Annotated in this window: 22 protein-coding genes; 6 read left to right on the forward strand and 16 right to left on the reverse strand. The window is 45.3% G+C overall.

Annotated elements, in window-relative coordinates; all coding sequences use genetic code 11:
* Window positions 1-84: 84 nt before the first annotated feature.
* The 4 genes from fdhF to A8O14_RS06280 all read right to left on the reverse strand — a co-directional run bounded on the left by fdhF (window position 85) and on the right by A8O14_RS06280 (window position 7,675).
* A complete protein-coding gene (gene fdhF, locus A8O14_RS06265) occupies window positions 85-2,976 on the reverse strand; it encodes a formate dehydrogenase subunit alpha (RefSeq protein ID WP_068948721.1) in 2,892 nt (963 codons plus the stop codon).
* A 51-nt stretch (window positions 2,977-3,027) separates the two neighbouring features.
* A complete protein-coding gene (locus tag A8O14_RS06270) occupies window positions 3,028-4,830 on the reverse strand; it encodes an NAD(P)H-dependent oxidoreductase subunit E (protein ID WP_068948722.1) in 1,803 nt (600 codons plus the stop codon).
* A 166-nt stretch (window positions 4,831-4,996) separates the two neighbouring features.
* On the reverse strand, window positions 4,997-5,221 hold the full coding sequence (locus A8O14_RS06275; RefSeq protein WP_068948723.1) for a hypothetical protein: 225 nt from the start codon (window positions 5,219-5,221) through the stop codon (window positions 4,997-4,999).
* Between the two features lie 9 nt (window positions 5,222-5,230).
* Window positions 5,231-7,675 (reverse strand): DUF748 domain-containing protein, encoded by a 2,445-nt coding sequence (locus A8O14_RS06280; RefSeq protein WP_068948724.1) that lies wholly within the window; start codon window positions 7,673-7,675, stop codon window positions 5,231-5,233.
* A 77-nt stretch (window positions 7,676-7,752) separates the two neighbouring features.
* Between A8O14_RS06280 and A8O14_RS06285 the strand changes: the two genes are divergently transcribed.
* Window positions 7,753-8,346, forward strand: a complete 594-nt coding sequence (locus A8O14_RS06285) for a 3-keto-disaccharide hydrolase (RefSeq protein ID WP_068948725.1) — start codon at window positions 7,753-7,755, stop codon at window positions 8,344-8,346.
* 1 nt (window position 8,347) lies between these two features.
* On the opposite strand, the gene A8O14_RS06290 is transcribed toward A8O14_RS06285, so the two are convergent.
* The 8 genes from A8O14_RS06290 to A8O14_RS06325 form a co-directional block, all read right to left on the reverse strand.
* On the reverse strand, window positions 8,348-8,695 hold the full coding sequence (locus tag A8O14_RS06290) for an HVO_A0114 family putative DNA-binding protein (RefSeq protein WP_068948726.1): 348 nt from the start codon (window positions 8,693-8,695) through the stop codon (window positions 8,348-8,350).
* Entirely contained in the window at window positions 8,692-9,048 is a 357-nt protein-coding gene (locus tag A8O14_RS06295; protein WP_068948727.1) for a toxin-antitoxin system TumE family protein, read from the reverse strand. The genes A8O14_RS06290 and A8O14_RS06295 overlap by 4 nt, the downstream gene beginning before the upstream one ends.
* Before the next feature lie 67 nt (window positions 9,049-9,115).
* Window positions 9,116-9,418 carry a YciI family protein gene (locus A8O14_RS06300; RefSeq protein ID WP_068948728.1) on the reverse strand — a complete coding sequence of 101 codons (303 nt, stop codon included), beginning with the start codon at window positions 9,416-9,418 and terminating at the stop codon, window positions 9,116-9,118.
* 24 nt (window positions 9,419-9,442) lie between these two features.
* On the reverse strand, window positions 9,443-11,152 hold the full coding sequence (locus A8O14_RS06305) for an amidohydrolase (RefSeq protein ID WP_068948729.1): 1,710 nt from the start codon (window positions 11,150-11,152) through the stop codon (window positions 9,443-9,445).
* A 58-nt stretch (window positions 11,153-11,210) separates the two neighbouring features.
* Window positions 11,211-12,041 (reverse strand): hypothetical protein, encoded by an 831-nt coding sequence (locus tag A8O14_RS06310; protein ID WP_068948730.1) that lies wholly within the window; start codon window positions 12,039-12,041, stop codon window positions 11,211-11,213.
* 64 nt (window positions 12,042-12,105) lie between these two features.
* Window positions 12,106-12,576, reverse strand: a complete 471-nt coding sequence (locus tag A8O14_RS06315; protein ID WP_145915341.1) for a hypothetical protein — start codon at window positions 12,574-12,576, stop codon at window positions 12,106-12,108.
* A 45-nt stretch (window positions 12,577-12,621) separates the two neighbouring features.
* Window positions 12,622-14,313: an amidohydrolase gene (locus tag A8O14_RS06320; protein WP_068948732.1), complete on the reverse strand. Its 1,692-nt coding sequence runs from the start codon at window positions 14,311-14,313 to the stop codon at window positions 12,622-12,624.
* Between the two features lie 139 nt (window positions 14,314-14,452).
* A complete protein-coding gene (locus A8O14_RS06325) occupies window positions 14,453-15,544 on the reverse strand; it encodes a patatin-like phospholipase family protein (protein ID WP_068948733.1) in 1,092 nt (363 codons plus the stop codon).
* Window positions 15,545-15,854: 310 nt separating this feature from the next.
* On the opposite strand from A8O14_RS06325, the gene A8O14_RS06330 reads away from it, so the two are divergent.
* The 3 genes from A8O14_RS06330 (at window position 15,855) to A8O14_RS06340 (ending at window position 17,087) form a co-directional block, all read left to right on the forward strand.
* Window positions 15,855-16,073 carry a hypothetical protein gene (locus tag A8O14_RS06330; protein WP_068948734.1) on the forward strand — a complete coding sequence of 73 codons (219 nt, stop codon included), beginning with the start codon at window positions 15,855-15,857 and terminating at the stop codon, window positions 16,071-16,073.
* 91 nt (window positions 16,074-16,164) lie between these two features.
* On the forward strand, window positions 16,165-16,425 hold the full coding sequence (locus A8O14_RS06335) for a hypothetical protein (protein ID WP_068948735.1): 261 nt from the start codon (window positions 16,165-16,167) through the stop codon (window positions 16,423-16,425).
* A complete protein-coding gene (locus A8O14_RS06340; protein WP_068948736.1) occupies window positions 16,419-17,087 on the forward strand; it encodes a hypothetical protein in 669 nt (222 codons plus the stop codon). The genes A8O14_RS06335 and A8O14_RS06340 overlap by 7 nt, the downstream gene beginning before the upstream one ends.
* Window positions 17,088-17,152: 65 nt before the next feature.
* Here A8O14_RS06340 and A8O14_RS06345 read toward each other — a convergent pair whose 3' ends face one another.
* A complete protein-coding gene (locus tag A8O14_RS06345) occupies window positions 17,153-18,331 on the reverse strand; it encodes an outer membrane beta-barrel protein (RefSeq protein WP_068948737.1) in 1,179 nt (392 codons plus the stop codon).
* Between the two features lie 13 nt (window positions 18,332-18,344).
* Window positions 18,345-19,679 carry a TAXI family TRAP transporter solute-binding subunit gene (locus A8O14_RS06350; RefSeq protein ID WP_068948738.1) on the reverse strand — a complete coding sequence of 445 codons (1,335 nt, stop codon included), beginning with the start codon at window positions 19,677-19,679 and terminating at the stop codon, window positions 18,345-18,347.
* 497 nt (window positions 19,680-20,176) lie between these two features.
* Between A8O14_RS06350 and A8O14_RS06355 the strand changes: the two genes are divergently transcribed.
* Both A8O14_RS06355 and A8O14_RS06360 read left to right on the forward strand, forming a co-directional pair.
* Window positions 20,177-21,907: a TRIC cation channel family protein gene (locus A8O14_RS06355; RefSeq protein ID WP_068948739.1), complete on the forward strand. Its 1,731-nt coding sequence runs from the start codon at window positions 20,177-20,179 to the stop codon at window positions 21,905-21,907.
* A 6-nt stretch (window positions 21,908-21,913) separates the two neighbouring features.
* On the forward strand, window positions 21,914-22,438 hold the full coding sequence (locus A8O14_RS06360; RefSeq protein ID WP_068948740.1) for a cupin domain-containing protein: 525 nt from the start codon (window positions 21,914-21,916) through the stop codon (window positions 22,436-22,438).
* 28 nt (window positions 22,439-22,466) lie between these two features.
* On the opposite strand, the gene A8O14_RS06365 is transcribed toward A8O14_RS06360, so the two are convergent.
* A complete protein-coding gene (locus A8O14_RS06365; protein ID WP_068948741.1) occupies window positions 22,467-23,009 on the reverse strand; it encodes a (2Fe-2S)-binding protein in 543 nt (180 codons plus the stop codon).
* The gene (locus A8O14_RS06370; protein WP_068948742.1) at window positions 23,006-25,807 is read right to left on the reverse strand and encodes a xanthine dehydrogenase family protein molybdopterin-binding subunit; all 2,802 of its coding nucleotides are present in this window, start codon (window positions 25,805-25,807) and stop codon (window positions 23,006-23,008) included. Before A8O14_RS06370 ends, A8O14_RS06365 begins: the two co-directional genes overlap by 4 nt.
* Window positions 25,808-25,842: the final 35 nt, after the last annotated feature.

The raw sequence follows: 25,842 nt of genomic DNA on the forward strand, positions 1-25,842 counted from the left end.
CAAAAGTAGTAAGAAAGAAAATAGGGTTTAAATATAAAAAAGGGCTCTTGGTGGGAGCCCTTTGATGACTTGGTAGCTATTTACTTAGACAATCGCAGCCTGAATGAGTTTGGGATCATTCGTTCCATAACCCATCACCTTGGCAGCATTGCCACCTTTGGCAAGTTTGACTGCGCAATACTTAAATTCCGGAATCTTGCCAAAGGGATCTAGGGCTGAGTTGGTAATCAGGTTAGCCGCAGCCTCGTAGTAAGCAAACGGAATGAAGATCACGCCTCGGGGAGTGCCATCATCCCTACGTACGTGAATGCCTACCTCACCGCGACGAGATTGAACGGTAATGACATCACCTGCAGTTACCCCTAATTGGGTCATGTCTTCACCATTCATAGAGACAGTTGCCATGGGTTCAATCGCATCCAAGATCGTTGCTCTTCTAGTCATACTACCGGTATGCCAATGTTCTAACTGACGACCGGTAATCAAGACAAAAGGATATTCAGTATCTGGACGTTCATTTGCAGGAATAATGTCAGCCGGTACGAGTTTTACCTTACCGTCTGGAGTCGCAAATTCATCATCAAATACGATGGGACGACCGGGATCTTCAGCAGAAAGGCATGGATAGGTGACGCTCGATTCCTTTTCAAGACGCTCCCAGGTAATACCGTTAATCGCGCCATGCATGGCTTGACGCATTTCATCATAGACGGCCGCCACACCATCATCTGGTCCTTGGTAATTCCAATTCAGGCCCATACGCTTAGCAATTTCTTGAATAATCCACAAATCTGGCTTAGCGTCACCTGGCGGGTTGATTGCCTTCTTGCCCATTTGCACCATACGGTCGGTGTTACTTGCGGTACCCACCTTCTCTGGCCAGGCGCTGGCTGGCAATACAACATCAGCCAGCAATGCTGTTTCGGTCATGAAGATATCCTGTACCACTAAATGCTCTAGCGATGCCAAGGCATGACGGGCGTGATTTAAGTCAGGGTCACTCATCGCTGGGTTTTCACCTTCGACGTACATGCCACGAATCTTATCGGGATCACTATCGGGCGCAGTAATCTTATGCATGATCTCAACCACAGTGTAGCCAGGCTTTTTATCGAGCGGTGTGCCCCAGAATTTTTCAAACCAAGCATGCGCTTCTGGATTGTCAACCCGTTGATAGTTCGGGAACATCATCGGAATCAAACCGGCATCACTAGCGCCCTGAACATTGTTCTGACCACGCAATGGATGCAAACCAGAACCTGGTTTACCGATTTGACCAGTGATACTGACCAAAGCAATTAAGCAGCGCGCATTATCAGTACCGTGCACATGTTGGCTTACACCCATGCCCCACAAAATCATTGCTGACTTCGTAGTGGCAAATTCTCGAGCGACTTCACGCAAGGTTTCTGCTGGAATGCCGCAGATTGGTGCCATCGCTTCTGGGCTATACCCTTTGATATTTTCTTTTAGAGCCTCGTAGTTGCTTGCACGATTTTTGATGAACTCTTGATCAGCCAAGCCTTCTTCAATAATCGTATAGATCATGGCGTTGAGCATTGCCACATCGGCATCGGGCTTGAACTGCAGATTGCGCCAGGCATGTTTACTAATCTCAGTCATGCGCGGATCGCAGAGCACAATCTTGGTACCGCGTTTAGCGGCATTCTTAAACCAAGTTGCAGCTACTGGGTGATTCGCTGTTGGATTTGAGCCGATCAAGAAAATCAAGCTCGAGTGCTCAACATCATTCACTTGATTGCTGACTGCACCAGAGCCAACACCTTCTAGCAATGCCGCTACTGATGACGCATGGCAAAGACGGGTGCAATGGTCCACGTTATTACTACCAAAGCCCGTGCGAACCAGTTTTTGGAATAAGTAGGCCTCTTCATTACTGCCTTTGGCAGAACCAAAGCCAGCAAGCACCTTCAAGCCGTGTTGATCTTTTAACTTCTTCAGGCCACCACCTGCAAAATTCAGCGCCTCTTCCCATGTAGCTTCACGGAAAATATCAGACCAGTCTTGTTTACCTTCGAGGATAGATTCATCCTTAGGCACGCCAGGTTTACGAATCAAAGGCTTGGTTAAGCGCTGTGGATTATGAATGTAATCCATACCAAAGCGACCTTTAACACAGAGACGATTGTGATTAGCTGGGCCATCACGACCTTCGACGCTCACAATCTTTTCATCTTTCACGTTGTAGGTAATTTGGCAACCGACACCGCAGAATGGACAAACAGAATCCACCTTACGATCGACAGTCTGTGAACCAATCAAGCCCTTGGGCATCAATGCGCCAGTTGGGCAGGCTTGTACACACTCTCCGCAGGCAACGCAAGTGCTCTCGCCCATGGGATCATTGAGATCAAAGACGATTTCGCTATGCGCGCCACGCATGGCGTAGCCAATCACATCATTGACCTGCTCTTCACGACAAGCGCGGACACAACGATTGCATTGAATACAGGCATCAAGATTGACAGCCATCGCGGGATGCGAGATATCATTTACTACTTTGTCACGGCGCAAGGCTTTGAGTTCTGGACGAACGGTCACATCCATGCGCGTAGCCCAGGTACTGAGTTCGCCATGTTGTTGCTGTTGTTCTTCAGCCTTGGTATCACCCACCCACTTAAAGCCTTCGTCTGGCATATCGGAGAGCAACATCTCGAGCACTAATTTTTGACTCTTGATCGCGCGCTCGCTATTGGCTTTAACTTCCATGCCAGGCGTAGCGCTTCTGCAGCAGCTAGGAGCCAAGGTACGTTCGCCATTGATTTCTACTACGCAAGCACGGCAGTTGCCGTCTGGGCGATAACCGTCTTTAAAGCACAAATGTGGAATATCAATACCGTGACGTTTGGCAGCTTTGAGAATCGTTTCACCTTCATAGGAAACAATCGTCTGACCGTCTAACTTGAACTCAATAGTTGGTAGCTCGAGTGCTTTTGGATTGGTTGGTGCGTTCATATAGTCTCGTTATTCCCTGATTTTTCTAGGTACTTTTTTTAAGCTACTTCCTTATTGAATTTCTTCTGGAAAGTATTTAGTAATACAACGTATCGGATTCGGGGCTGCCTGACCTAATCCACAGATTGAAGCATCAATCATCACGGTAGCCAAATCTTCAAGCGTTTCTTGATCCCAGGTTTTAGACTGCATTAACTTAGCAGCTTTGCCAGTACCGACGCGGCATGGCGTGCACTGACCACAACTCTCGTGTTCAAAGAAGTGCATCACATTGAGCGCCATGTCACGAGCTTTATCTTTGTCACTAAATACCATCACCGCCGCAGAACCAATGAAGCAACCATAAGGCTGCAAAGTATCGAAGTCGAGCGGAATGTCATTCATCGTTGCTGGCAAGATGCCGCCGGATGCCCCACCAGGCAAGTATCCATAAAATTGGTGACCATCTTGCATACCACCACAGTATTCATCAATGAGTTCTTGTATGGTGATACCAGCTGGCGCTAATTTGACGCCTGGTTTTTTAACACGGCCACTGACGCTAAAACTACGTAGGCCTTTGCGATCGTGACGCCCATATGAACTAAACCACTCTGGTCCACGAGAAATAATGTCGCGCACCCAATAGAGGGTTTCAAAGTTATGCTCTAAGGTTGGTCGACCAAATAAGCCCACTTGGGCGATGTAGGGAGGACGCATGCGGGGCTCACCGCGCTTACCTTCAATACTTTCGATCATGGCAGATTCTTCACCACAGATATAGGCGCCTGCGCCACGACGCAATTCAATATTCGGAATTGGGAATGGCGGATTCGCTTTGAGCTTAGCCAACTCTTTTTCGAGTAATTCACGGCAACCGTGATACTCATCACGCAGATAAATGTAGCAAGCATCAATACCCACAACATTAGCTGCAATCAATAAACCTTCTAAGAAACGATGTGGGTCACGCTCAAGATAAGTACGGTCTTTAAATGTGCCTGGCTCACCTTCGTCAATATTGACTGCCATGAGCTTCGGTGCGGCTTGATCTTTCACGATCCGCCACTTACGACCTGCTGGGAAACCTGCGCCCCCTAAACCGCGGAGACCAGAACTCTCCATTGCTTTGATCACACTCTCAGCGTCTTTCTTGCCCTCATGAATTTCCTTCGCTAAAGCGTAACCACCTTGAGCACGGTAAGACTCATACCCCACATAGTCAGGAGAAACTGCTTGGTTCTCACCTTGTGGAGATACACCTTGCTCTGCCAATGCAGCAGGATCAAAGCTCGCATCGTCCTTGGCCATGGGCTGAGTAGTCAACTGATTGCCGACTGCCGCCTTGACCTTATCAGTTGTCGCAAATAGCACTGGGTATTGATGCACTACTGCTACTGGAGCTTGCTCACAGCGCCCTACGCAAGGAGCTGCAATCACTTTCACCTTGGGATTACCCAAGATGCTTGGTAGCTTTGCCAGAAGGTTTTGCGCACCCGCTAATTCGCAGGCGATGCCATCACATACGCGCACAGTGATGTCAGCAACTGGATCATTACCACGCACCACTTCAAAGTGATGATAGAACGTGGCTACTTCATAGACTTCTGCCATTGGCAAATTCATTTCTTTTGCCAGAGCAACTAAATGGCGATCATGTAATGCGCGATATTCATCGTTGAGCTTATGGAGATTTTCAATTAATAGATCGCGACGATGTGGCGCATCACCGATCAACTGTCGAACTTCAGCAACTGAAGCATCATCTGCTTGACGACCTTTTAATTTGCTTTTGCGACGAATGGTCTCCCTCAAATCATCAGCAGTAGCCACTGCGACTGCTTTGACTTCCTTGGTAGGCTTTGGGTGATTCATAGTCTCTAGTCTCTAATATTTATGTAGGCGATTAATACGTCTTTATTGCATGCGTTTACACCACCCCAAAATAGGGGGAAAACGCAAATTAACGCTTGATTTTGGGTTATTTCAAGCCCTAAGTCCTTGACGGCGCTCAAGGGATTGAATTACGGGTAAACCCTAATTAGAGAAGGGATGGAGATGGCTTATCTCCAGGGGGCAAGGAGTAATCCAGCTTACGCTCATAGAGCCTTGCCTTGTAGCAATCTTCATAGCCCTTGCTACCGATATTCCAGCCAATGGAGGTGCAGTCATCTTGAGCTGCTTGCTCAATCGAGCCACAAGCCACCAAAGAGATGCTGGCTAAAAGTACGGAAATAAGGGGGAGGCGCAGTTTTGTCGAATTCATGGCTCAAGTCTACTTGATTCTGAGCTCAACATCGAGGGGAACGCCCTCTTTGCCTGCCTCAACGGGTTTAACTTCACCCACCGCAATTCGATCCTTCAGGCTTGGGTTTTCCTTGAGCATCATGGCATAGGCATTTTGAGCACGATTCTTGGCAAGTGTTTTCAGTTCAGCATCGCTAATTTCAATCCCGGCAATCAGCTCCGAATGAAGTTGTTCATTACGAGCTTCACCATCAGGGAGCATTAATAATCTTTGGCCCAACTTGATGCGGCCAATGTATTGCGCATAAGCCGCTTTTAAACCAGATTGCACACGGGGATCGGACAAACTGGGTAATGGCACAGGCTCACCTTCTTGCAACTTAAAGCCAGCATCTTTCAAGATCGCACTATCCGCTTTTACCCTCGCCAACTCTTGTTTATCTTTTACAGGATCGTAAGTACCAATAATTTCTAAGGTGGAATTCGGGCGCTTGACCAAATACTCACCAAATTTTTCAAGGCGCTCTTGATCTTCTGGCAAGAACACGGCTTCACCCAGTACTGCATTAACACCTTCATCTCCACCCATGCCCAATATAAAAGCCAAGGCCCTGAATGGCGCAGTAGCTACATTAGTCAGTACATTGGTAATGGCCTGCCAAACCAAGCCACTCGCACTAAATTGTGGTGAATCCACATTACCCGCAATACGAATGGTGACATCGATGGTGTCATCTGAGTCTTCCAACAAAGCAATTGCTAAACCTAGGGGCAATTTCTTTCCCTGAAAGTCAGGAACTTCATCACCAAGCTGCACATTCTTAATGATGATTTGATTGCTGCCATTCAGTTGACCATTTTTGGCGCGGTAATTGAGATTGAGATTGAGATTGCCACCTGTAATTTGATAACCTGCATAAGTCATGACTGCTGGATTAAAAGTAGTGAGGGGCAAGTTTTTAAAACTCATCAAGATGTCATGATTGCGACGCGGATCATCAAATGAAGCTTGGCCTTTTGCGCGCATGCTGCCCGAGTTTGCCACCACCCCATCCATTGCAATGGAAGCAAAACGGCCAGGAGCGTTGCTCACCCCCAGAAAGGTCGCATTAAACTTTTTGACATCGACTTTAAAGTTTGGCTTCATTGCCAAATCCGTAAAGAACACTTCTCCAGATCTCAGATTGACTGAGCGAATATCGAGGTCAAACAGACTCTTGGTCTGACTCGCAGGCTGATCCTGAGTAACCGCCACGCCATCAGTATTAGGCGAGTCATCGCTCTTGGGTTTAGAGAACAATCTGCGGAAGTTCGACAGCCCCTGCGCATTGATTTCAAAACAAAGTGCTGGATGCTCAACAATCACTTCATCCATCACAAGGCTGGTGGACTGACTGCCAGCTTTGTTACTAATCTTATATTCAAATTGACGAATGTCAGCGCTATCCCATGTAACGAGAGGCGTCTTTTCGCCTTTTTCCAAAATAGCTAAGTTTGCAATTTGCGCATTTCCAGAATAAATGTCGGCCTCATGGGTTAGTTTCACTACCAGCTCTGCATTCAGAAGTCCACTATTGCCGACCAATTCTTTATTAGCAGGCAAGAAAGCAATCATTGGGGCAGTGGCAATATTTTCAATCTTCACCTTTCCTTCTAGCGCTTTAGAGGCGGTATTCAAATCCCAGTGCGAAAGAATTTTTCCTTCATCAAGCTTGAGATCCAGTTGAACTCCCAGTATGTTGGAGCTTGGATTGTCTAATCCTCCAGCCAAACTCACATGATTAAAAGCCAGTGTCTTATTTACCCCAGGAATTAAAAGCTGCAACGAGCCAAGATTAAAGTCGTACTGACCACGCACTCCCGACACCAGACCATTTTGGTCATAGTTAGCGACATCAAGCAACTTGATTGAAAACGGCTTGAGTGCTTCTTTCAGCTTGCTAGCTTCATCGACCAAATCAAGGGTTGCGCCACTAACTAAAAACTCATCTACAGAAATCTTCAATGGCTTTTGGGCTTGATTGGGATCCTTAGGTGGGAGATTTTTTTGCAGCGCATGGATAAACTCTTGCCAGTTCCAGCCGTTTGGTATTGCGCCCTGCTTTTTATTTACGCGCTTCTCTAGCAGTAACTTAGGTTCATCCAGGATGATTTCATCAAACCCAATTTCTCCAAGGACTAGCTTGGTCCATTTCAGGTTAATCAGTAGTCTCTTAAATTCAACTAACTTGCTACCACCCTCTTTGGCCAAATGCAGACCATCAATTTCAATTTGTAAACGCAAAGGTGAAAGTCTTATATCCTGATAAGCAATCTCATAACCAAGCTTTTCACCATACTGGGCTGCAGCCTTTTGGACGAATCCAGGAACAAATAAATGGTATGCTCCCCAAAACAAGACGGTCAAGCAAATGAACGCCCCCGCTATGCGAAGGCTCCATTTTTGGATCTTAGGGTTTTTGAGGGGGAGCATCTACTTGTATTTACCTATGAATATCAGTAACAATGAAATTATCACAGAACAAATAATATAAACCCACTGGAGACCTTATGAAATCATCCCTAAAGCTCATAGCCTCACTAGCTTTCTGCTTACATACTGCCCTATTTGGTAATTTAGCTTTTGCTCAAAATCAAGATGGTTTTGTAGACTTGATCGATGGGATTAGTTTGAGTGGTTGGAATATCATCGGCAATGCGAGCTGGCTTATTGGCAACGGAGTTGTTGAAGGCAACAAACCGAATGGATTCTTAGTCAGTACGAAGTCATATAAGAACTTTGTGATCAGAGCAGAATTCTGGGCTGAATCAGACACCAATAGCGGCATCTTTATTCGCTGCCAGGACCCCAATAAAGTCTCCGCAGCGACTTCTTATGAAGTCAATATTTGGGATACTCGTCCTGAGCAAGCCTATGCCACTGGCGCAATTGTGGATGTCGCCAAAGTGAATGCTGTTCCTAAGGCGGGCGGACGCTGGAATGTCATGGAAATTGTCGCCAATGGCTCACACTTCAAGGTCACACTCAATGGTGTAGTGACTGTTGCTGATGGGCAAGACAGTAAATTTGCAGAAGGCCCTATTGCCCTGCAATCTGCTGGTGGAGTTGTCAAGTTCAAAAAGGTTCAGATCAAACCAATTTAAATTAGACAAAAATCTCAATACGATCACCGCAGGCTATGGGCATTAATGCCCTATCCTGCTTTTTCATTTTCACAAGCCCGTAATTCGACATTGTCTTCAATGTTCGGGAAAGATTTCCTTGTTTACGGCCAGTCAGGTCAGCCAACTCTGTTACTGAAACTGGCTTAGATGAGCGAATCACTTCCAAAAGCGCACGGTTTTCATCGCTCAATACCTGAGCAAGAGATCGCATTGATGTAAACCAAATTTTGGGGTCGCTACTTTTGGCCTTTAATTTTCCACTTGCAATTGCAAGCATGCGCTTGCGAATATCTTCTTGTGATGCAATGCCAATCTTGATTACTTTCATTTACCTTTGTCCGCCCTTAAAACTTTATCTACATCAATAAAGAAATCACTTAGCAATTGATGGGCATCTTTAAAATCATATCGAATGCCCTGATCATTTGGAGATCGATGCTTATGGTCATAAGGGAACTTTCTACCAGAATAGCCAAACGGTACCCTTACCGCATGAGCGTTGTCATAACCCATGATTCTTAAACCACTGGGCTTATGCAAAGTAAGGGAATATCGAATTCCATGTGGAATTGCGGTTGTAGCGTCCACCTGCCATGCCTCAATCTTCACCCAATACCCATCCTCTTGATCGATTACCTGGTGATGTAAGTCCAGTAAGTTAGAGATGCCAGAATCTTTCATCCCCAAACTATATCAACTAATGATATACCAAAAGTATCAACCCTTCAAAGAGCCTGGTCTAGATCAATTAAGCAGGAGGAAATCCAGCCTTCTGTGCCCACATATTGTTAAATGCATGAATCACTGGTTTTTCATAAACACCTGCCTTGGTATAGGGCTCGTCTTTTAACCAGGCATCTACGGCTGCTCGGTTTGGAAAGTCCAATGCCAACAGGCTGCCAACAACTGTTTTGCCATCTTCTGATGTGAGTGGTCCGGCAAAGGCCATACGATCAGCTTGCTGCGCTAAGTAAGCGCGATGCTCAGGACGAATTTGCACTCGCAGATCTGCTGTACCTGGACGATCCATTAATAAAATTGCATAAATCATATTTTTCCTTAAGAAATTGCTTTATTACCAAGCCTGCTTTTTGCCATCAATCCAAGTTTCCTTCACTTGAATATTGCGGATTTCATCAACCGGTGTCTTTTTAGGATTTGCCGATAGCACTACCAAGTCAGCTTGCTTACCTACTTCAAGACTGCCAACTTTATCGTCAGAGAACATTTCATAAGCTGCATTAATGGTTACAGCCCGAATCGCATCATCCACGGTGACACGCTCATCTGGTCCAAGCACTTTGCGTGGTGCTTTTTGCCATAGGCGACCAGCACCTTCAGAAATATAGTTCAAAGGACCCACATTAGAGACTGGAGAATCGCTATGGTAAGCAAAGCGTCCACCTTCTTTTTTGAATGAGCCTGACGGATCAATACGATCAGCACGCTCTGGACCTACGATCTTGTCATGAAATGCTTCACCCCAGTAATCTACGTGCCCAATCGTAAAGCCTGGAATCACGCCCAACTTCACCGCACGCTTGACTTGCTCTGGAGTGTTGATTGTGAAATGCTCAATACGCAAGCGGCGTGCTTTAGGATCAGGCGAATTGGCTAATAACTTTGAATAAGTATTAAGGGTTTGCTCAATCGTACGATCTCCATTTGCATGGGTGGCAATCTGCCAGCCTTGATCAAAGACCGGCTTAGTCATCTTATAAATTTGATCATCGGCGTAATCTAAATTACCTCGAAATTGAGTCCCTTTAGGATAAATATAGGGATCATTTAAGGCTGCGGTGATACCTTGAGTAGAACCGTCAGAGACAAACTTCACGCCCACATAACGCAACTTGTCATCACCATCATTTGGCTTTAAACCATGCATGCCATCAGCCAATAATGGGCCATACAAATATGCTCTAACCCGCAATGGAAAATTATCGCTATGAACCAGAGTATTAAAGAGCTTTACTTCATTATCTAAACCCAACATCAAACCCAAGGTGATTTCCGCTGAGGTTGTTACCCCTTTTGAAGCAATCATCTTGGCTGTTTTTTGCATGGCTGCTGCTAATTCAGCATCGGTAGGTGCAGGCGCATGCTTCAGAATAGACAAAATTGCTGATGGCTCAACAACCACACCCGTTAAGCGACCCTGAGCATCCTTCATGTAAATACCGCCATCCCCAGGATTTGGAGTTTTATCAGTAATGCCGGCAACCTCAAGCGCCTTATGGTTCACATACAGAATATGGCCCGATTGATTCATGACTGCAATTGGCACCTCTGTCGAGACTTTATCCAATACATCCGCAGTCAATTCGGCCATAAATGGTTGCGTGCGGGATGGATCCACACCAAAAGCGCCCAACCATTGTCCCTTTGGCAGAGTCTTTAATCTTGCCTTGAGTTTTTGACTAAGCGTATCAATAGTGTCGTATTGAGGAGTGAAGTTCGACAGATTAAGCCAAAGCACTTCTGTCATCGCTGTCATCACAATATGAATGTGGGGCTCTACAAAACCCGGCATCAGCGTTTGACCTTTGAGATCAATCACCTTAGTGCTGTTTGCACGCCACTCTTTGGTTACAGCATCCTTTGGGCCTACCGCCACAATCTTGCCATTTTGAACGGCCAGTGCTTGCGCCACTTCATTCTTCGCATTGACAGTTAATATTGGACCGCCATAAAAAATGGTGTCTGCAGCCTGGGCAGCAAAAGCCGCTGGATGAGCAGCAATTAAGCCTGCGGATAAAAGTGCAATGCGAATCATGCGTTTCATAGAAAACCTCTTATAAAAGTGAAAGGCCATTAAAAGATGCCAGTCCAGATAAATAAAATTACTTCAAAATGACTAATGTTGCTGTAGCACGAGCACCCCAACCTGAAGGTCCGCCCGGCACGTTGCTAATGTAATACATTGGGCCGGCCGCAAATTGAATTGGAACGCCATCAAAAACCATTAATTTTGAAACACCCGTATAGAGAGGATTAGAGGTGCGATGAGAGTCATAGTTATATTGCGCTTCCATATTGACTGTATAGGTCCAGGCATCCTTGGTCGTATAAGCAACAAACGGTTGGCCATATAAATTATTTTGCGTGCCAAAAGTTGGATTACCGCCTACGTTCCATGATTGATACCCAAGAAGACCATAAGTCCATGGGCCATGACGATTTAGGACAACGCCTGTGATACCGGCACCAGTTTGTTGAGAGCCAAACTTACCGCTATTACCTGATGGGGACACAGCATATGGCCCAACACCCCAAATCCATGAAGAATTAGTATTGGGGGCATAAAAAGATTCGATGGTGACACTGGCAATACCGTAACCAGAAAAGGGTTGTCCACTGGCACCTTGCACACTTACTTCTCTCACTCCCGCAACAATCGGTCGCAGAATAAATGTATCCCCGCCGCCAAGATCAAAAGGAGCGACCGGCTGAAATAAAAGGGTTTGCTCTGAGCCCCCTTGATTGGCGCCAATGCCTCGGCTAAATTCGTACTGAAGCGGAACGGAGATCATATTAGCAATTGGATTGGCTAACTTTTTAGCAATCCCCTCTTTATCAACTCCCCCGGGGGTAGATGCACTTTCTTGTGCCTGCGCAAGACTAGATGTTAGCGCCATCAATATGGCAAGACCAATGATTTTGAAAATTTTCATATGAATAATTAATGAAGAGTCGCAAAGTAAGGGCAATTAATCCAATGCCCTTACAACCAATAAATTACTTCGTTAACTTGACAACTGCTCCCGTGGAAGGAAACCACATTGGCGCAGTCAGCTTGCCGCTTACCATTGCAATCACCCCTTTTTCATTTTTAACGGTAACAGTTTCCAAGGCATCATCTGGCTTAATACCGCCACCAATTTGAAAGTAAGAGCCCTCAAATTGAGAAATGTCTTTCATTCCGTACACATAACCCGTTGCTTTTAGTTCAGCTTCACCGAAACGATTACCCATCGTTACTGCAAGAACTGTAAATGGGTATTGCTTGCCCTGAAACGTAAGCACACCTTTGGACAATGGAACAGCAGATTCACCAGAGAACATTGTCAATGCTTTAATGTCTAGGGTAAAAGTTGCAGAAGGTTCTAGCGTTGGATCAGCTGCATATGCATTTCCATACAAAAGACTGAGGGCAAAAAGAAGGTTTGTTGCAATTCGCAAGGACTTATTCATAATTTTTAAGGTCATTTAGTAAAAATCGTGTTTGGGATATGTGGGGAGTCTGAAAAACATTTATTGCTGATGAACATACAACTGCTTACCACCCTTTATGGTTTCCGTTACCTGAATGTCTTTAATTTGCATTGGATCAACCTTTAAAGGATTGTGATCAAGCACAACTAAATCAGCAAGCTTTCCGGCGGTAATGCTGCCCTTGTTTGCTTCTTCCTTGTACATGTAAGCAGGAACAGCAGTAAAACCACGTAAGGCTGTATAAGGATCGGTGCACTGGTCGGCACCTAATGCATCCCCACCATAGGTTTGGCGATTAACAGCAGTCCAGATGGTAAACATGGCGCTTGGTCCTGAAGAAGGGGTATCGTTATGTAGGCCCGCATGCAAACCTTTTGCCTTAGCCCAAGCCATAGGAACCATATTGTTAGCCCTCTCCTCCCCTAAGATCTTTTTATATACATCTCCATACATCCAGATGTGATTAGGCATAAATTGGGGAATAATTTTGTTGCTCTTATACAGATCTAGTTGGTCATTGCGAACAAAAAAGGAATGTGCAATTGCAGTTCTGCGATCTTCAGTAATGCCCGTCTCGCGAATTGCTTTAGCAATTGCGGAAAGGGTGATATCAATACCTGCATCACCGTTGGAATAGCCAAAGTACTGAATATTTTTCTGATAGGCCAATTTCGCGTAGCGATTAACAAGATCTGGTGGGGATGCATCTAAGCCACGCCAATCCTTTGGAAACCCAGTTGTATCTGCATAAGGCTTGCTGAAATATGCCAACTTTAATTGTGGTGCACCGTCAGTAGAAACCAGGATGCCTGCTACCTTAAAGCCGCCATCACCTTCTGTATAGACACCAAAAGGATACTTAGGGTTGGTAGCTAATAACTGATCAACCACATCATAGGTTGGCAATGCAATCAAATCTAAACTAATTACCCTGCGATCTACAGACAATCGCATGTTTTGAATATCCTCCACCGTGGTCTCATAACTTTGCGCAGTGGTGAAACCATTAGAAGCATAAATTCTTTCCGCCTTGCGATAAGTTTCCATGGTTAAGTCGCGGGGAAATTTTCCAAACACCTTTGCTGTCGCAATAAAGTTTGGTTCACCTATCAATTCACCGGTTAACTCTCCCGTTTTTGGATCCACTGGAAGCATTCCTTGCGACACTTTGGTAGCCTTAGTAAATCCAAGTTTTTTAAGCCCCGCAGTATTTACGATGCCAGTCAGAGTCGAAATATTGTTGATGAATACTGGCTGATCGGGGAATGCGCTGTCTAAATCCGCAATAGTCAAAGGCCCATCAGTCAAAAAGGCATCTGCGTACTCGGCGCCAATAATCCAGTCATTAAATGGACGAGCCTCGGCTTTTAATCGACCAATTAACTCCTGGGTTGTATGAGGCGGCTTTTTTGAGAAATATCCCAAATTCACTGCCAAGGTATTTTGTGCAATCAAGGTGAAGTGGCCCCAGGCATCGATAAATCCTGGCAACATCGTTTGCCCTTTTAAATCCCGCATCGTTGGATTAACTCCAGCTTGATTTAAAGCATCTCGCATATTGCCGGTAAAGGTAATTTTTTTATCCTTCACCACAATTGCTTCAACATACTGTGGCTTATCACCCTCCATGGTGAGAATATCGCCATTGAAATAAACCGTTGAATTATCGGCAAACACTTGGACTGAAAATACAAACAAAAGGGAAGTAAAACAGACTTTGAAGATTTTCATAAACAGCCCATTGAAATAAGTGAATCGAGTATTAATGGATTATAGAGGAGCGAGTTCCAGAGCAATCTTGATAAGCAAAGGTCTTTAAACAATTACAGGGTGATTGTTGTTTCATAAAACCCTTTGATTAGAAAAAAATTTAAGCCCAAAATTCTTTAATTTTTGATGCCTCTACTTTTGCTCGATCATACCCTGTTCGCAAGGCACCTGCGATCTGCTTTGGATCAAGCAAATCGACCCCTGCTGGGGTGCCAGCAACAATCCACTTTACTTTTGTGCCTGTTGCTTCAACGTCTTTAATGTTTTGAGTAATCGGATGAGGAATCGTTGTCAGAATTGCTCCTGTAATGCCATTGGTTAATGTGATGATCAAAGCTCTTTTTGAACCCGCTACCAAGTCCACGTGGGCAGGATTGGAACATATCCCTCCATCCATGACATAGCGCTGGCCCAGCAATGTTGGCCCAGCAACACCAGGCAGTGAACTACTGGCTGCCGCTCCGTGCGCTAGAGCAATGTTGTTCTTCTTGGCCGTTTGCTGACCTACAACCAATCGCTCTCCTGTGTAGCAATCAATTCCGGTAGTAAACATTCTTTTTGGTGGCCAACTTTTTTTGCTATCACCGGTTAATAAAGCTGCTAGCTTTTCAATACGATCACTGTTTAATTTATTGTCAGCAGCTAGTGCTGCGGCACCAATGATTCTGCGTGTTTCAATACTGCCATCCGTAGCACTCATATTCACCTTATCAGCTCTTAGTTGACTGATGTTTGGAGTTGCTACTGGTGCTATCTTAGAGAATATTTCCGGAAACTTACCGAAAAAATCAAATTCTGTTCGCAGACGGTAAAACTCACCTGAGAGTAGTGATGAGCCCATGTAAGACCCAGCAGAAGTACCAACAACCATTTCAGGCATATTGGCCATATCCAGCCCAGCTTCATATAGGCCATAGAAAAATCCGCAATACCAGGCAATGTAATACTCCCCACCACCACCGAGCACCATTGTCCGATCTAGTCCTTTTGCCAAATTGGAAACGGTCGGTTTTGTAGCAATCGGAATTGACAAACCATCATCGGCAAATAATTGATTAGATATCTCAGTTGCTTTGAGCTGTAAGTTTGATTTTTCAGAGGCTGCGTGAGCTTCACTAATTGCAAATCCATTGGTGCCTGCTATGGCTGCTGAACCAACAATCGTTTTTTTTAAAAAATCACGGCGGGACATTCGAATGCCTTTATGAAATTAGTTATAAAAGATCTTATCAGCCCTAACCATAAAAAAACCACCCGAAGGTGGTTTAGGTATTGCTTGGCGGTGGGTGTAGTCAGCGCCCATATTGTCTTTGTATAACGCCCTGCTAACAGGGAAATTAACAGGGTATTTCGGTAAAAATGGGCCTGATTTTTCCCAAAACAGACGGCCAACCCCCTAAATATATAGCCATCCGACCAAAGCCACGATTTGGGAACAGGGAATAACAGGGAATGATCATTTTTCACCAGATTATTCTAAAATTTAAGAAACTAAGGGTTCTATGGTTCTAGAAGAAGGCTATCTTTCCGGGGCAATAAACGGGTTTCACAATACCAGCACTGTTTTTAAATTTAATGGTGGTGGCACATGGATTCAAGCCGAATATAACTACCTCTATCAATACCTGTACGCCCCATATGCAAAAGTAATTGAGAAAAATGGAATGGCATTTATTGAAATTGAAGGAATAGATGCATCGGCTCCAGTTAGGAAGGCCTAAATAACCCAAGAACAAGGCGCTCAATAGGCAAGCCATGAATCCTTATTGGGGTCACTGTGAGTGAGGCTTTATCCAAAATTAACCATCCAATATGCCCGTTGTCATTCCACCAGCTGTCGCCACAAAACTTGCCGACATTGAGACGCTGCTCAAGCCCTTCGATACATTCGAGCTTTTTGGTGAACTTAACCAACTAATAAATAAAACGGAACTTACCGATGATGAGCGCCTAGGCTACCAGGCAGAGGTTCTTGGATTTCAATTCACACCGATGCGCGGTAAAGACCGCAGCCCATGGGGTGGTTATTTTGGCCCATTTTCTCCTACGGAACAGCAACTGGCGAAATGGTAAATAGTCCGGATGCCAAAAGTATTTCGCTAGAGGTAATTGAGTACTGGAAGGCTCGCTCAAAGCAAACACCTTACCCCGTTCTTCAAGCTCGATATGCTGATTTAGCCGTAGATATTGGTTGCATTTGGAATCATGAGCACCCTGACAAAGCGAAAATTACGCTACCACGTGAACTTTCTCAGTGCGCTATTGATGGTTACATATGCACGGTGGAGGGCTGTCTATCAACGGAAAATTACCAAACCTGGACATTTCTTAATAGAGCAATTGATCTTGCGCTACTTGTTAAAGATACACAGAGAGTTGAGAAGATAAAACATATTGCGCTTGCCTATACCCGCAATCAACCAAAATCGTGGTGGGAATTAAATAGCCTTGTTTGGGAGAAAAAAGGTTTAACTTTAAGCGGGCCAGAGCGTGATGAACTGATTGGATGGCTTGAGGATGCGTTAATAACCTCCTCCAACATTAATGATCCCACTCACTTTAATCCACATGAGGCACTTAATGCGGCCGATCTTCTCCAATGTTGGTATAAAAAATTAAAACAGACCGACCTTGGTGTGACTACCCTCAAAAAAGCAGGGGCTGCATTCGAGGGGCTAGCAGTCAAAAACGAATGCACTTACTGCGATTGCATGGCTAGAAGACTGAAGCTTTAGATAAACATTGCCCAGCTTCAAATAATCGTTCTTGATACTGCGTTGTTGATACCACGTTGTTGATACTAATACAAAAAGCCCATTTCCAGCATGATGCGCGCCTGATTTGTGGCATTCCCCGCAGCTCCAAATGCTTGACCTGCGCTTGTTTTAACAGCTTGAACGTAGGAAAGTTCACCACGAATAAAAGTACGCTGATACTGATAGGTCGGCGTAATTGTCGCCGACCAAGCGGCGCTCCTAGGTCCATACAAGAGATTGGGGGTATTGACTTGGGTTTTATTGCCCGAGCCGATGTACTCTAGCCTCAAGGGGAGCGTAAAGCCGCCGGTTGCGGAACGCGTGACCTGATAGCTAGTCAACACAGCCGCTCCCATGGTCTGCGCGCTGCTCAAAATACCAATCGAGGGATTGGCCGGGACATACGTATATTGCAAATAGGGCGTCACACTCCAATGATCAGCGCGATAACTATAAATAGCGTTGAAGATCTGAGAATTATTTTGAAAGAGTGGCGTGATAAAAGTATTAGTGGAGTTCGCTTTAATTGCGCCAGTCCACACCATACTGGCATCGCTGCGGGCATTGAGCTGATAGCCGAGTGAAGCCCCCATCCAACTGAGTTGATTGGAATAGAAACCATCATTTAACGTGATCGCACTCGAGAGTGCACCCTCCCGATAGGAAACTTCAAATCCTTTGCTGACATTGCTCGTTTGATTCCAAAGCAGCCCGCGGTCAATATTGCTATTTTGATAGGTGAAGGTATTTTCATAACCGCCAAAGGAATTGATTTTGCCGGCACTCAAGCGCCAGTGCGTATCCGGTACTACGGAGACCGAAGCTAAAGGCAATACACCAAAACTTTCTTTGGTTTGCAGGCTGGCGCGCTGATAAGTCGTACCTAAGGAAGGAGTTGAATAGTAACCCCCTTGCAGATAAAACTGTATTAGGCCAGTCTCTTTTTGTAGTACGAGCTGCGCATTAGCGAGATCAGCATAGGCATGATAGTCGTTCGGTACAGCGTTGGTTTGCGCCATACCGATACCACTCACAACGGCAGAGATATTGACTGATCCAAGGGGAGCAAACTCGAGCTGGAAAGGCTGCGTAATTAGTAGCTGCGTACTCAGTGGCTGCGCGCTAGATAAGGGCTGATCTTCCGGGGCATTTTGCCCAAATACACTGAAGGAGTAAATCCATCCAGAGAGCGTAGCCCAGATAATGTAAGACGAAATCCTCATATGGTGTGGCTAATTAATCTAACTGCGAACGCGTTTCAGATAGGCGCTCCAGAAAGTCCAGATAATCTGATTCGCATCCTGAGGGTACTCGATACTGCGCCTCTGCCTTTCGTATCTCACCTAATCTCTTGGTGATGGCCAATCGGCGTTCTGCAGTAAGAGGAGCTTGGGCTATATCACGCTCGTATTGCAATACCTCGCGCAAGATTTTTTCGATTCGAATCCGGAACCGAATTGCTCTTAAATTGATATTGAGCTGAGAGAGCGGAATAATGATCGCCAGCACCGAGAGAATGTATACCCAAATTCGGTCAATAAACGCCGCTAACCAAAAGGGTAAATAGCGCATGGTTTGGGGAACGCCATAATCGTAGTAACTCGATGCAGTAGCGCTAATCGGAATGGTTAAATCGAGATAGGCAGGAAATTTTTCTTCGCTGCTTAAAAATAAACTTCTCGAGCTGCGTTGCGCCTCTTTGGCGGCCATCAGCAACACCATTTGTAAGCCAGGATGAAGATCCTTACTGACGGCCAGGTTAGTTGTTGTGGCAAGCAGTGAAATATCCTTAGGAGGAATCTGCCTGGCTATATCAATGGCGGCAGCAGGTAAAGTAACTACCTTTACAAATGGCAGTTGAATGTCATAAGCCGCGGCATGCGTTAGCTCAAATAACTCAATCTCAGGCTCATGCAATAAACGCATCACAATGGGATCGATTGCGGGATTCACATTGATTACCACATCAAGTTCACCCGCTAACAGATCCGATAAATTACTTTCATAACTGCCAACCTTAAAATTTTGGGCGGACTCTATATCAATCCCATTGAGTAAGAATATTTTTTTAGCGATCGTCCAGGTACCACTTTGGCTAGGGCCTACGCCCACTCTGAGGCGCGCCAAATCTTTTAGTCTGTCGGTTCGGTTGGCCAAACCCTTGCGTTGAAAAATCCACACTGGCTCAAAATCGACGCTACCGAGTGATTGGAGCTTGTCAGCTAGCTCTGAACTCAGTACACCCCCCTGAATCAATGCCGCATTCACACCGTCTGTCCCACTTGCCAGCATCTGGGCACTTTGCATCGAGCTTGGGGAATTTTGAGTGCTCAGCGAAATGCCTTTATCTTTTAAGAACTGTGCTTGTTTTTGCGCGATCAAGGAGTAGCCCGATTCTTCTCCCGAAATCGCCATGCGAATCTGACTTCCCGCAATTGGGTCTATCAGATAGAGGCCTGCTAAAAATCCCAACAATAGAAAAGTAAATATCAGTTTATTTTCTAATAGGAGTTCTTTAAATGCTGCCAGCTCGTCGCGAGCCGCTAATAAAAAATAGTTTTCTTTTAACACCTAGAGGCCCCGTAATAAAGCTACATAATGATATTCGTCTTGATCATTGAACATTGAACATTGAACATTGATTAAGCATGATTGCTTTTGCAAACTAAATGCTTAAGCTTCACTCCATACTCAATGGTACTAGCAAGGGACGGAGTAATCGGCGGATGCAGTGCTCAATAAAATAGATCGCCTTGATTTAACTGATCTTGATTCAATAATCTGCCCCACCCTACCTCGACAGCTCAAAATCGCCAACATTCGGCAGGCCTGAGAGAATCCCCTAATCTGACTTAGCCCCAAAATGAAGCACCACAACAGAATGCAAGCCTGCCAATAAGCCAAGCCATATTCATTTGGACGTAATTAATGGTTTTATTTGCCCTCAATCCCATTTTTCATGGGTTTATACCAAGTGATGCCGCTATCTTGGCTTCCCAAGACCTCAATTTGATACTATCAAAAGTGATCCATTAACTGCATTTGCTTTTCTAAGCCCCCTTTTTTCAATGAAATCATTCCGTTTATATTGCCATCTTTTACTGGTCTTATTAGGCTTAATTGGCCTATCAACAAACGTTCAAGCCCAAGAAAAAATATCCGACCCGATTCGGGTTCAGCTTGCCTGGTATCACCAAGCGCAATTTGCGGGATTTTATATTGCCGAAATTCGCAAACATTTTAAAAATGAAGGGCTCAATGTCACCTTGGTGGAAGGGGGCTCGAACATCAATCCCATTACCGAAATCCAGGAAGGTCGCGCGGATGTCGCGGTGTCTTGGCTGAGCAACGCCTATAACCTGTCTAATGACCAGAAATCAGTCAGTAACGTAGCGCAAATTTTTTCCGGTTCTTCCTTGGCGGTTGCGTGTCGCATTAGCGCGGGTGTTTTTACCCCGCAAGATATGGTTGGGAAAAAAGTGGGTGTTTGGGAAGTCGGTGATGAAGCCTTGGTGAAAAAAATGATCCAGCTGCTCTCCATTCCACCAGAATCGGTAGAGCTGGTAAAACAAGCTCCCAATGGCCAAGATCTGGTAGATGGAAAAGTAGCTTGTGCCACCATCATGACTTATAACGAGTATTGGCAGATTCTGGCTGCTGGCGTACCTGCAAGCGATTTGATCGTGATTAGTCCTGATTTATTTCAGATTGCGCATATTGAAGATGGTTTATACGTGTCTACAGAGCGTTTAAAGTCACCTATTTTCCGTGAACAGCTGGTGCGTTTAGTCAAAGCCTTACGCCAGGGCTGGGCTGAGGCTCGTATTGCCCCCACGCTAGCCGTTGAAACTATTGAGCGGATGGCACCGAAATTGAATAAAGAACATCAGCATCACATGCTTGAATCGATTTTGGGAACGATTCCAAGTAGCCCCGATCAATTTGGCTTGCTGGATTTGAGTAAATACTATTCAGAGGTAAACCTCTTACTGGCCAAAGTTGATGACAAAAAAGCACCAGGTCATTTGTGGACTTATGAGATTTGGAATGAACTCAAGAAGGCAGATGGCAAATCTACTCCATTAACACAAGCAACAAAATTTTATGCAACTAGTATCACGGGCATGCTCGCTTTTAAAGTCTTGGTGTACTTAGGGGTGTTTACCTTTGCGCTCTCTGGAGTACTAGAAGCGATCAATCGTCATTACGACTTATGGGGACGTCTCATCCTGGCATTTTTATCTGGCGTAGGCGGTGGCACCCTTAGAGACCTGATTATTGGCGGTGATCGCCTGCCCTTTTATTACGTAAAAGATATTACCTATCCCTTGGGCATTTTGATTGTGGTGCTCATTACAACGGTCATTGTGCTGATGTATGAGGATGCTCCGCAAAGTAAAACCTTTAAAACTATTAAAAAATATGCTGATATTTTAGGGTTCTCCATGCTCGCCATTACGGGTGCAGTGATTTCGATTTCTGCTGGACTACCCTGGTTTTGGGCTCCCATTTGTGCGGCCCTCACTTGTGCCGGCGGTGGTATGTTGCGCGATATCGTGATTAATCAAGAGCCCAGTACCTTTAAGGGCGTGATCTATGAAGAGGCTGCCATCGTAGGTGCCTTATTCTTGGTAGGCGGTCTGATGATCTCCAATCATTTTGAATATACCGCTGTGCCTGTCTATATCAGCTTGATATTAAGTGTGATCCTCATCGCCTGCTTGAGAATATTGATCTATAAATACCATTGGCACTATCCCAAAAGCCTGGGCGGTAATATGACCCCCGATCAGCACTAAATTTTAATGATCATAAAATCTACTCCCTTCTCTTTAGCGCTCTGGGTGCTTTATTCAAGTTGTAGCTTGGCTCAGGCAGAACCTCAGTCCCAAGAAATGATCAACGATACGACTCCTCCCGGCACAGTTGTTAAGGCAAGCGAGGCCTTGCTACTGCATCAAACCCACCCATCTGGCAATGACATCGTTATCATGAAAACCATCAGACCCAGCGGCACGAGAACCCCGATTCATCAGCATCCCTCTAGCGGTAGCACCTGTGTGATCTCAGGCGAAATGACCCTCTACTTAGAGGGTGCGGCGCCGCAGCGTGCTCCTGCAGGAGCTTGTTATGCCATGCCTGCGGGTAAAAAAATGGCGGGCGTCAATTCTGGTCAGCAAGAGGCAGTCATGATCGATATTTTCATTACTCCCAAGGGCGGAGAGTTATGGACGGTAGTGGAGTCACAACACCAGAAACTGCAAAATCAACTAACCCCACCCATGCTACCCATGCTACCCATAGCACCTGTACCACCTAGTCATCAATAGTCAATAGCCAATATTGCAGACTTGATCATTAAACAGTAAGGCCTGGGGTTTTTAAAATAAGTTCTTTGATCGCACGGTAATATTGAACATATCCTGTGCAGCGGCAGATATGGCCATTGAGGCTTTCCATAACCGTTTTTTCAACATGCGATTTTGGGATGGGGTGTTTTTGTAATGACTCGATTAAGACCGTAGCCGCATTAACAAAACCGGGCGTGCAATAGCCACATTGGAAACTATAATTTTCCAAAAATGCTTGCTGGACAGGTGAGATCGCCGTTAACTGGCCCTTTGCATCTCTCTTGCCATGACCTTCGATAGTGCGAATACTCTTGCCGTTAAAAGCAATGGCAGGCACTAAACAAGTGATGGATTCAGTACTGCTACCATCAGGATTATCAACAATGACAGTACAAGCCTGACATAGTCCCTGCCCACATCCCAGACGAGAGCCCGTTAAGTTTAAATACTCATGCAAAAACTCAATCATATTGAGCGAAGCCGGCACTAAAGCTGTCTCAATCGCCTTACCATTGACATTGAGATTGAATGGCATCAGTTCTTCACTCATAACGGGGCCCCTATCATTTTTTCTGCTGTGATGGGGAGGTCATAAAAACGTTTTCCCGTAGCAAATGCCACTGCATTGGCTATGGCAGGGACAATTGGAATGATAGCCACCTCAGCCATGCCTTTCGGCGGATCAGTATCACTTAAGGGCGGAAGCATTTCATGGCTTTGTGACCATACTGCAACATCAGATGCGCGCGGGATGGAGTAGCGGTCTAAATTCCAATTTCCCTTGCCTGGTCCATCTTCATATAGCGGTAGATATTCCATTAAGGCATGCCCAATCCCCATAGCCATCGCTCCAGACATTTGACCGCTTACCAGCTGAGGAATCATGACATTTCCGCACTCCACAATGGAGTGGTGGTTGAGAACCTCGACAGCGCCACTTTTCTTATCTACCGATAGCTCTACCAAACTGCCGATCACACAGAACAAAGTCATTGCGCCCCGCACTCTGTCTACCGCTGGATACTGCACCCGATTTCTCTTAATGAAGTGATAAGCGTGTGGATTTTTGGCGTTCCCATAGCGCAGGGATAGCCCATCAATGGGTCGCCAAAATGTATTCCCGGCCACCTTGAACTCGGCCTCGGCCCATTGCCAGCGGTTAAAGGTATGAACAACTGAACCGGTGACCAGCCCTAATTCATGGGCTTTGTGAGCGAGTCTGTTGAGAGATAAAGGCTCTAAACCAGTCGCTGTTAAACAGCCGCTCACCCACCTTGCTTGCTCAAGCTTAGGTTGTGTAGTGCTCAGCTGACCCCCATTAATCCCTTGACCCCAAATCGCTAAAGCTGCTGGCCATAAACCAAAACGGAAAATCATATACCCCGCTTCTTTGGTAGCGTGGGTTAAGTAATACGCTGTGTTAGTAGCGCCAGAAGACGACACATAGTTTGGCGTCCAGCGAGGATTAGTACGAGACCAATCATCTTCTTGGGATTGCTGATTGGTGTTTGCATTTCCCATGCTCTCCATGGGAAGATCTGCCCAATCGGTAATGCCTAGCTTTACCTCATGCGCCGCTTGGCCGAGCCATTGCTCACAAATGACAGCTTGGGTAGTTGCCAGACCTGTACCCATTTCGATGCCCGGATGAAAAACGCAGATGCGCCCATCTGGACTGATTTCAATTTTGGCAAATGCCGCTTCCCGCCCAGTCCCAAAACTTTTTTGTGCACAGCCAAACCCTACTCCATAGGATTTTCCAGGGTTGGCTTTCTCAAAACTTGCTTTCCGAGCATACCGCTCCTGCCAAATCACCTGTTTTTTTGCCTGCTGTAATACCTCGATCGCCCGATTCTGCCCCGATGGGATCGCACCTTGAGATGTTTTCATGCCCGTCAGCATGACATTGTTCAGACGAAAATCTATGGGATCCTGACCAAGAATGGTGGCAATCTCATCAACCATCATTTCCATTGAGCCAACCGTTTGCAAGGAGCCAAATCCCCGAATCGCACTGGCATCCATTGCGCGTGAAGATTTCACCGTACCGCACAAATCACTTTTTGGATAATAATAAATACCGCCTGCTTGGATCGTAGATTGTGGCAAGACGTAAGGTGAAAAGCTTGGTCTGCCCCCGCCATTTGACTCAATCTGCGCCTGCAGAGAGGCAAACTTTCCAGTATTTCGATTGACGGCAAGCTTATAACGTATATCGTAAGGATGGCGTTTGAGTGCAGCTTGAAAATTCTCATAACGGTCGAGCGCAATACGCACCGGTAAACCTTGAGCGTACAGCGAGGCCAGCAACACATAAAAAGTATGATTTGAAGAGTCTTTTGAACCGTAGCCTACCGTATAGCTTGGATAAATATACAAATCTTTCAGCGCAAAAGCAGATCCCTTCAACATCTCCACAGCACTGGTCATTGTTTCGTTGGGATTTTGGACTGAGACTACCATGTGCAAAGATTTTGATGAGGAGTCATACCAGCAATTGGCGTTCTCTGTTTCCATCGTAAACGCGTCGGTCGATTGCGTTTTAAATTCTCTTTCTATGACCAAGTATTCACTTGAGGGATTGGCGAGCTCATCCTGGATCTGCTGGGCATAGTACATCCCCTGCTCACTTGCATCACCTTGAATATTCCCCTTTGGCCAAAGTGGCTCCTGATTTGAATAGCCTTTATTTTGAATGCGATTATTTTTGAGACTTGAAAAAATATCATTCGCCTCAGGAGTTGCTCCAGCAATCCGCACCGAACGAAATGATGCCCATGGATCTTTTTTCAAAGGACCCACCACTGGACCATATTTAAAAATAGTCTCATTAAACTGCAATAATTTTTTGCACTGTCTAAATTTTTCATATTGATCAAAAATCAATATAGCAACTGGCTGACCTAAGAGTGGAGCGACTTTGCCCTCAGGTAACAGCATGTCTTTTCCATAAAAGGCTGGGAAATCAATCTTATCTTTTGCTAAATCCCGAGCAGTAATGATTCGAATCGGTTTCATGTCATCACTTACTGTGCTCAGATCCATGCCTAGGTATGCTCTATCAGCCTGATTAATCCTTAATATGAATCCATAGGCTTGCTGAGAGGGCCATCCTTCCAAATCTTTTGCCCTGACATCACGCGCGAATACTTTAGCACCCGTCACCTTAGCTATGCCATCAATCCGATATTGATCAGCATTAGGTGTCTTGCCATATTCAGCAACAGCCGAAAAATGATTCTCACTTAGAGTGCTAGAGAATACTTTTGAGCTCAGGGTAGAAAAATAGATATTCACCCCAGCAATGGTGGCTAGCTTTAAAAATTCTCGCCTTGAAGTAGAGGTCATTTAAAAAATATACTCCGTTCTATATGAAGAATGTA

It is taken from the genome of Polynucleobacter wuianus (genome assembly GCF_001659725.1).
In the GTDB taxonomy this organism is placed as follows: domain Bacteria; phylum Pseudomonadota; class Gammaproteobacteria; order Burkholderiales; family Burkholderiaceae; genus Polynucleobacter; species Polynucleobacter wuianus.

Bases quoted from the DNA above. Each gene is read 5' to 3' on its own strand.
- A8O14_RS06280 (WP_068948724.1), bottom strand. From the start codon at position 7,675: ATGCTCCCCCTCAAAAACCCTAAGATCCAAAAATGGAGCCTTCGCATA.
- A8O14_RS06300 (WP_068948728.1), bottom strand. From the start codon at position 9,418: ATGATTTATGCAATTTTATTAATGGATCGTCCAGGTACAGCAGATCTG.
- A8O14_RS06290 (WP_068948726.1), bottom strand. From the start codon at position 8,695: ATGAAAGTAATCAAGATTGGCATTGCATCACAAGAAGATATTCGCAAG.
- A8O14_RS06295 (WP_068948727.1), bottom strand. From the start codon at position 9,048: ATGAAAGATTCTGGCATCTCTAACTTACTGGACTTACATCACCAGGTA.
- A8O14_RS06325 (WP_068948733.1), bottom strand. From the start codon at position 15,544: ATGTCCCGCCGTGATTTTTTAAAAAAAACGATTGTTGGTTCAGCAGCC.
- A8O14_RS06335 (WP_068948735.1), top strand. From the start codon at position 16,165: ATGCCCGTTGTCATTCCACCAGCTGTCGCCACAAAACTTGCCGACATT.
- A8O14_RS06365 (WP_068948741.1), bottom strand. From the start codon at position 23,009: ATGAGTGAAGAACTGATGCCATTCAATCTCAATGTCAATGGTAAGGCG.
- A8O14_RS06275 (WP_068948723.1), bottom strand. From the start codon at position 5,221: ATGAATTCGACAAAACTGCGCCTCCCCCTTATTTCCGTACTTTTAGCC.
- A8O14_RS06310 (WP_068948730.1), bottom strand. From the start codon at position 12,041: ATGAAAATTTTCAAAATCATTGGTCTTGCCATATTGATGGCGCTAACA.
- A8O14_RS06320 (WP_068948732.1), bottom strand. From the start codon at position 14,313: ATGAAAATCTTCAAAGTCTGTTTTACTTCCCTTTTGTTTGTATTTTCA.
- A8O14_RS06285 (WP_068948725.1), top strand. From the start codon at position 7,753: ATGAAATCATCCCTAAAGCTCATAGCCTCACTAGCTTTCTGCTTACAT.
- A8O14_RS06360 (WP_068948740.1), top strand. From the start codon at position 21,914: ATGATCATAAAATCTACTCCCTTCTCTTTAGCGCTCTGGGTGCTTTAT.
- A8O14_RS06270 (WP_068948722.1), bottom strand. From the start codon at position 4,830: ATGAATCACCCAAAGCCTACCAAGGAAGTCAAAGCAGTCGCAGTGGCT.
- A8O14_RS06315 (WP_145915341.1), bottom strand. From the start codon at position 12,576: ATGACCTTAAAAATTATGAATAAGTCCTTGCGAATTGCAACAAACCTT.
- A8O14_RS06305 (WP_068948729.1), bottom strand. From the start codon at position 11,152: ATGAAACGCATGATTCGCATTGCACTTTTATCCGCAGGCTTAATTGCT.
- A8O14_RS06330 (WP_068948734.1), top strand. From the start codon at position 15,855: ATGGTTCTAGAAGAAGGCTATCTTTCCGGGGCAATAAACGGGTTTCAC.
- fdhF (WP_068948721.1), bottom strand. From the start codon at position 2,976: ATGAACGCACCAACCAATCCAAAAGCACTCGAGCTACCAACTATTGAG.
- A8O14_RS06340 (WP_068948736.1), top strand. From the start codon at position 16,419: ATGGTAAATAGTCCGGATGCCAAAAGTATTTCGCTAGAGGTAATTGAG.
- A8O14_RS06355 (WP_068948739.1), top strand. From the start codon at position 20,177: ATGAAATCATTCCGTTTATATTGCCATCTTTTACTGGTCTTATTAGGC.
- A8O14_RS06370 (WP_068948742.1), bottom strand. From the start codon at position 25,807: ATGACCTCTACTTCAAGGCGAGAATTTTTAAAGCTAGCCACCATTGCT.
- A8O14_RS06345 (WP_068948737.1), bottom strand. From the start codon at position 18,331: ATGAGGATTTCGTCTTACATTATCTGGGCTACGCTCTCTGGATGGATT.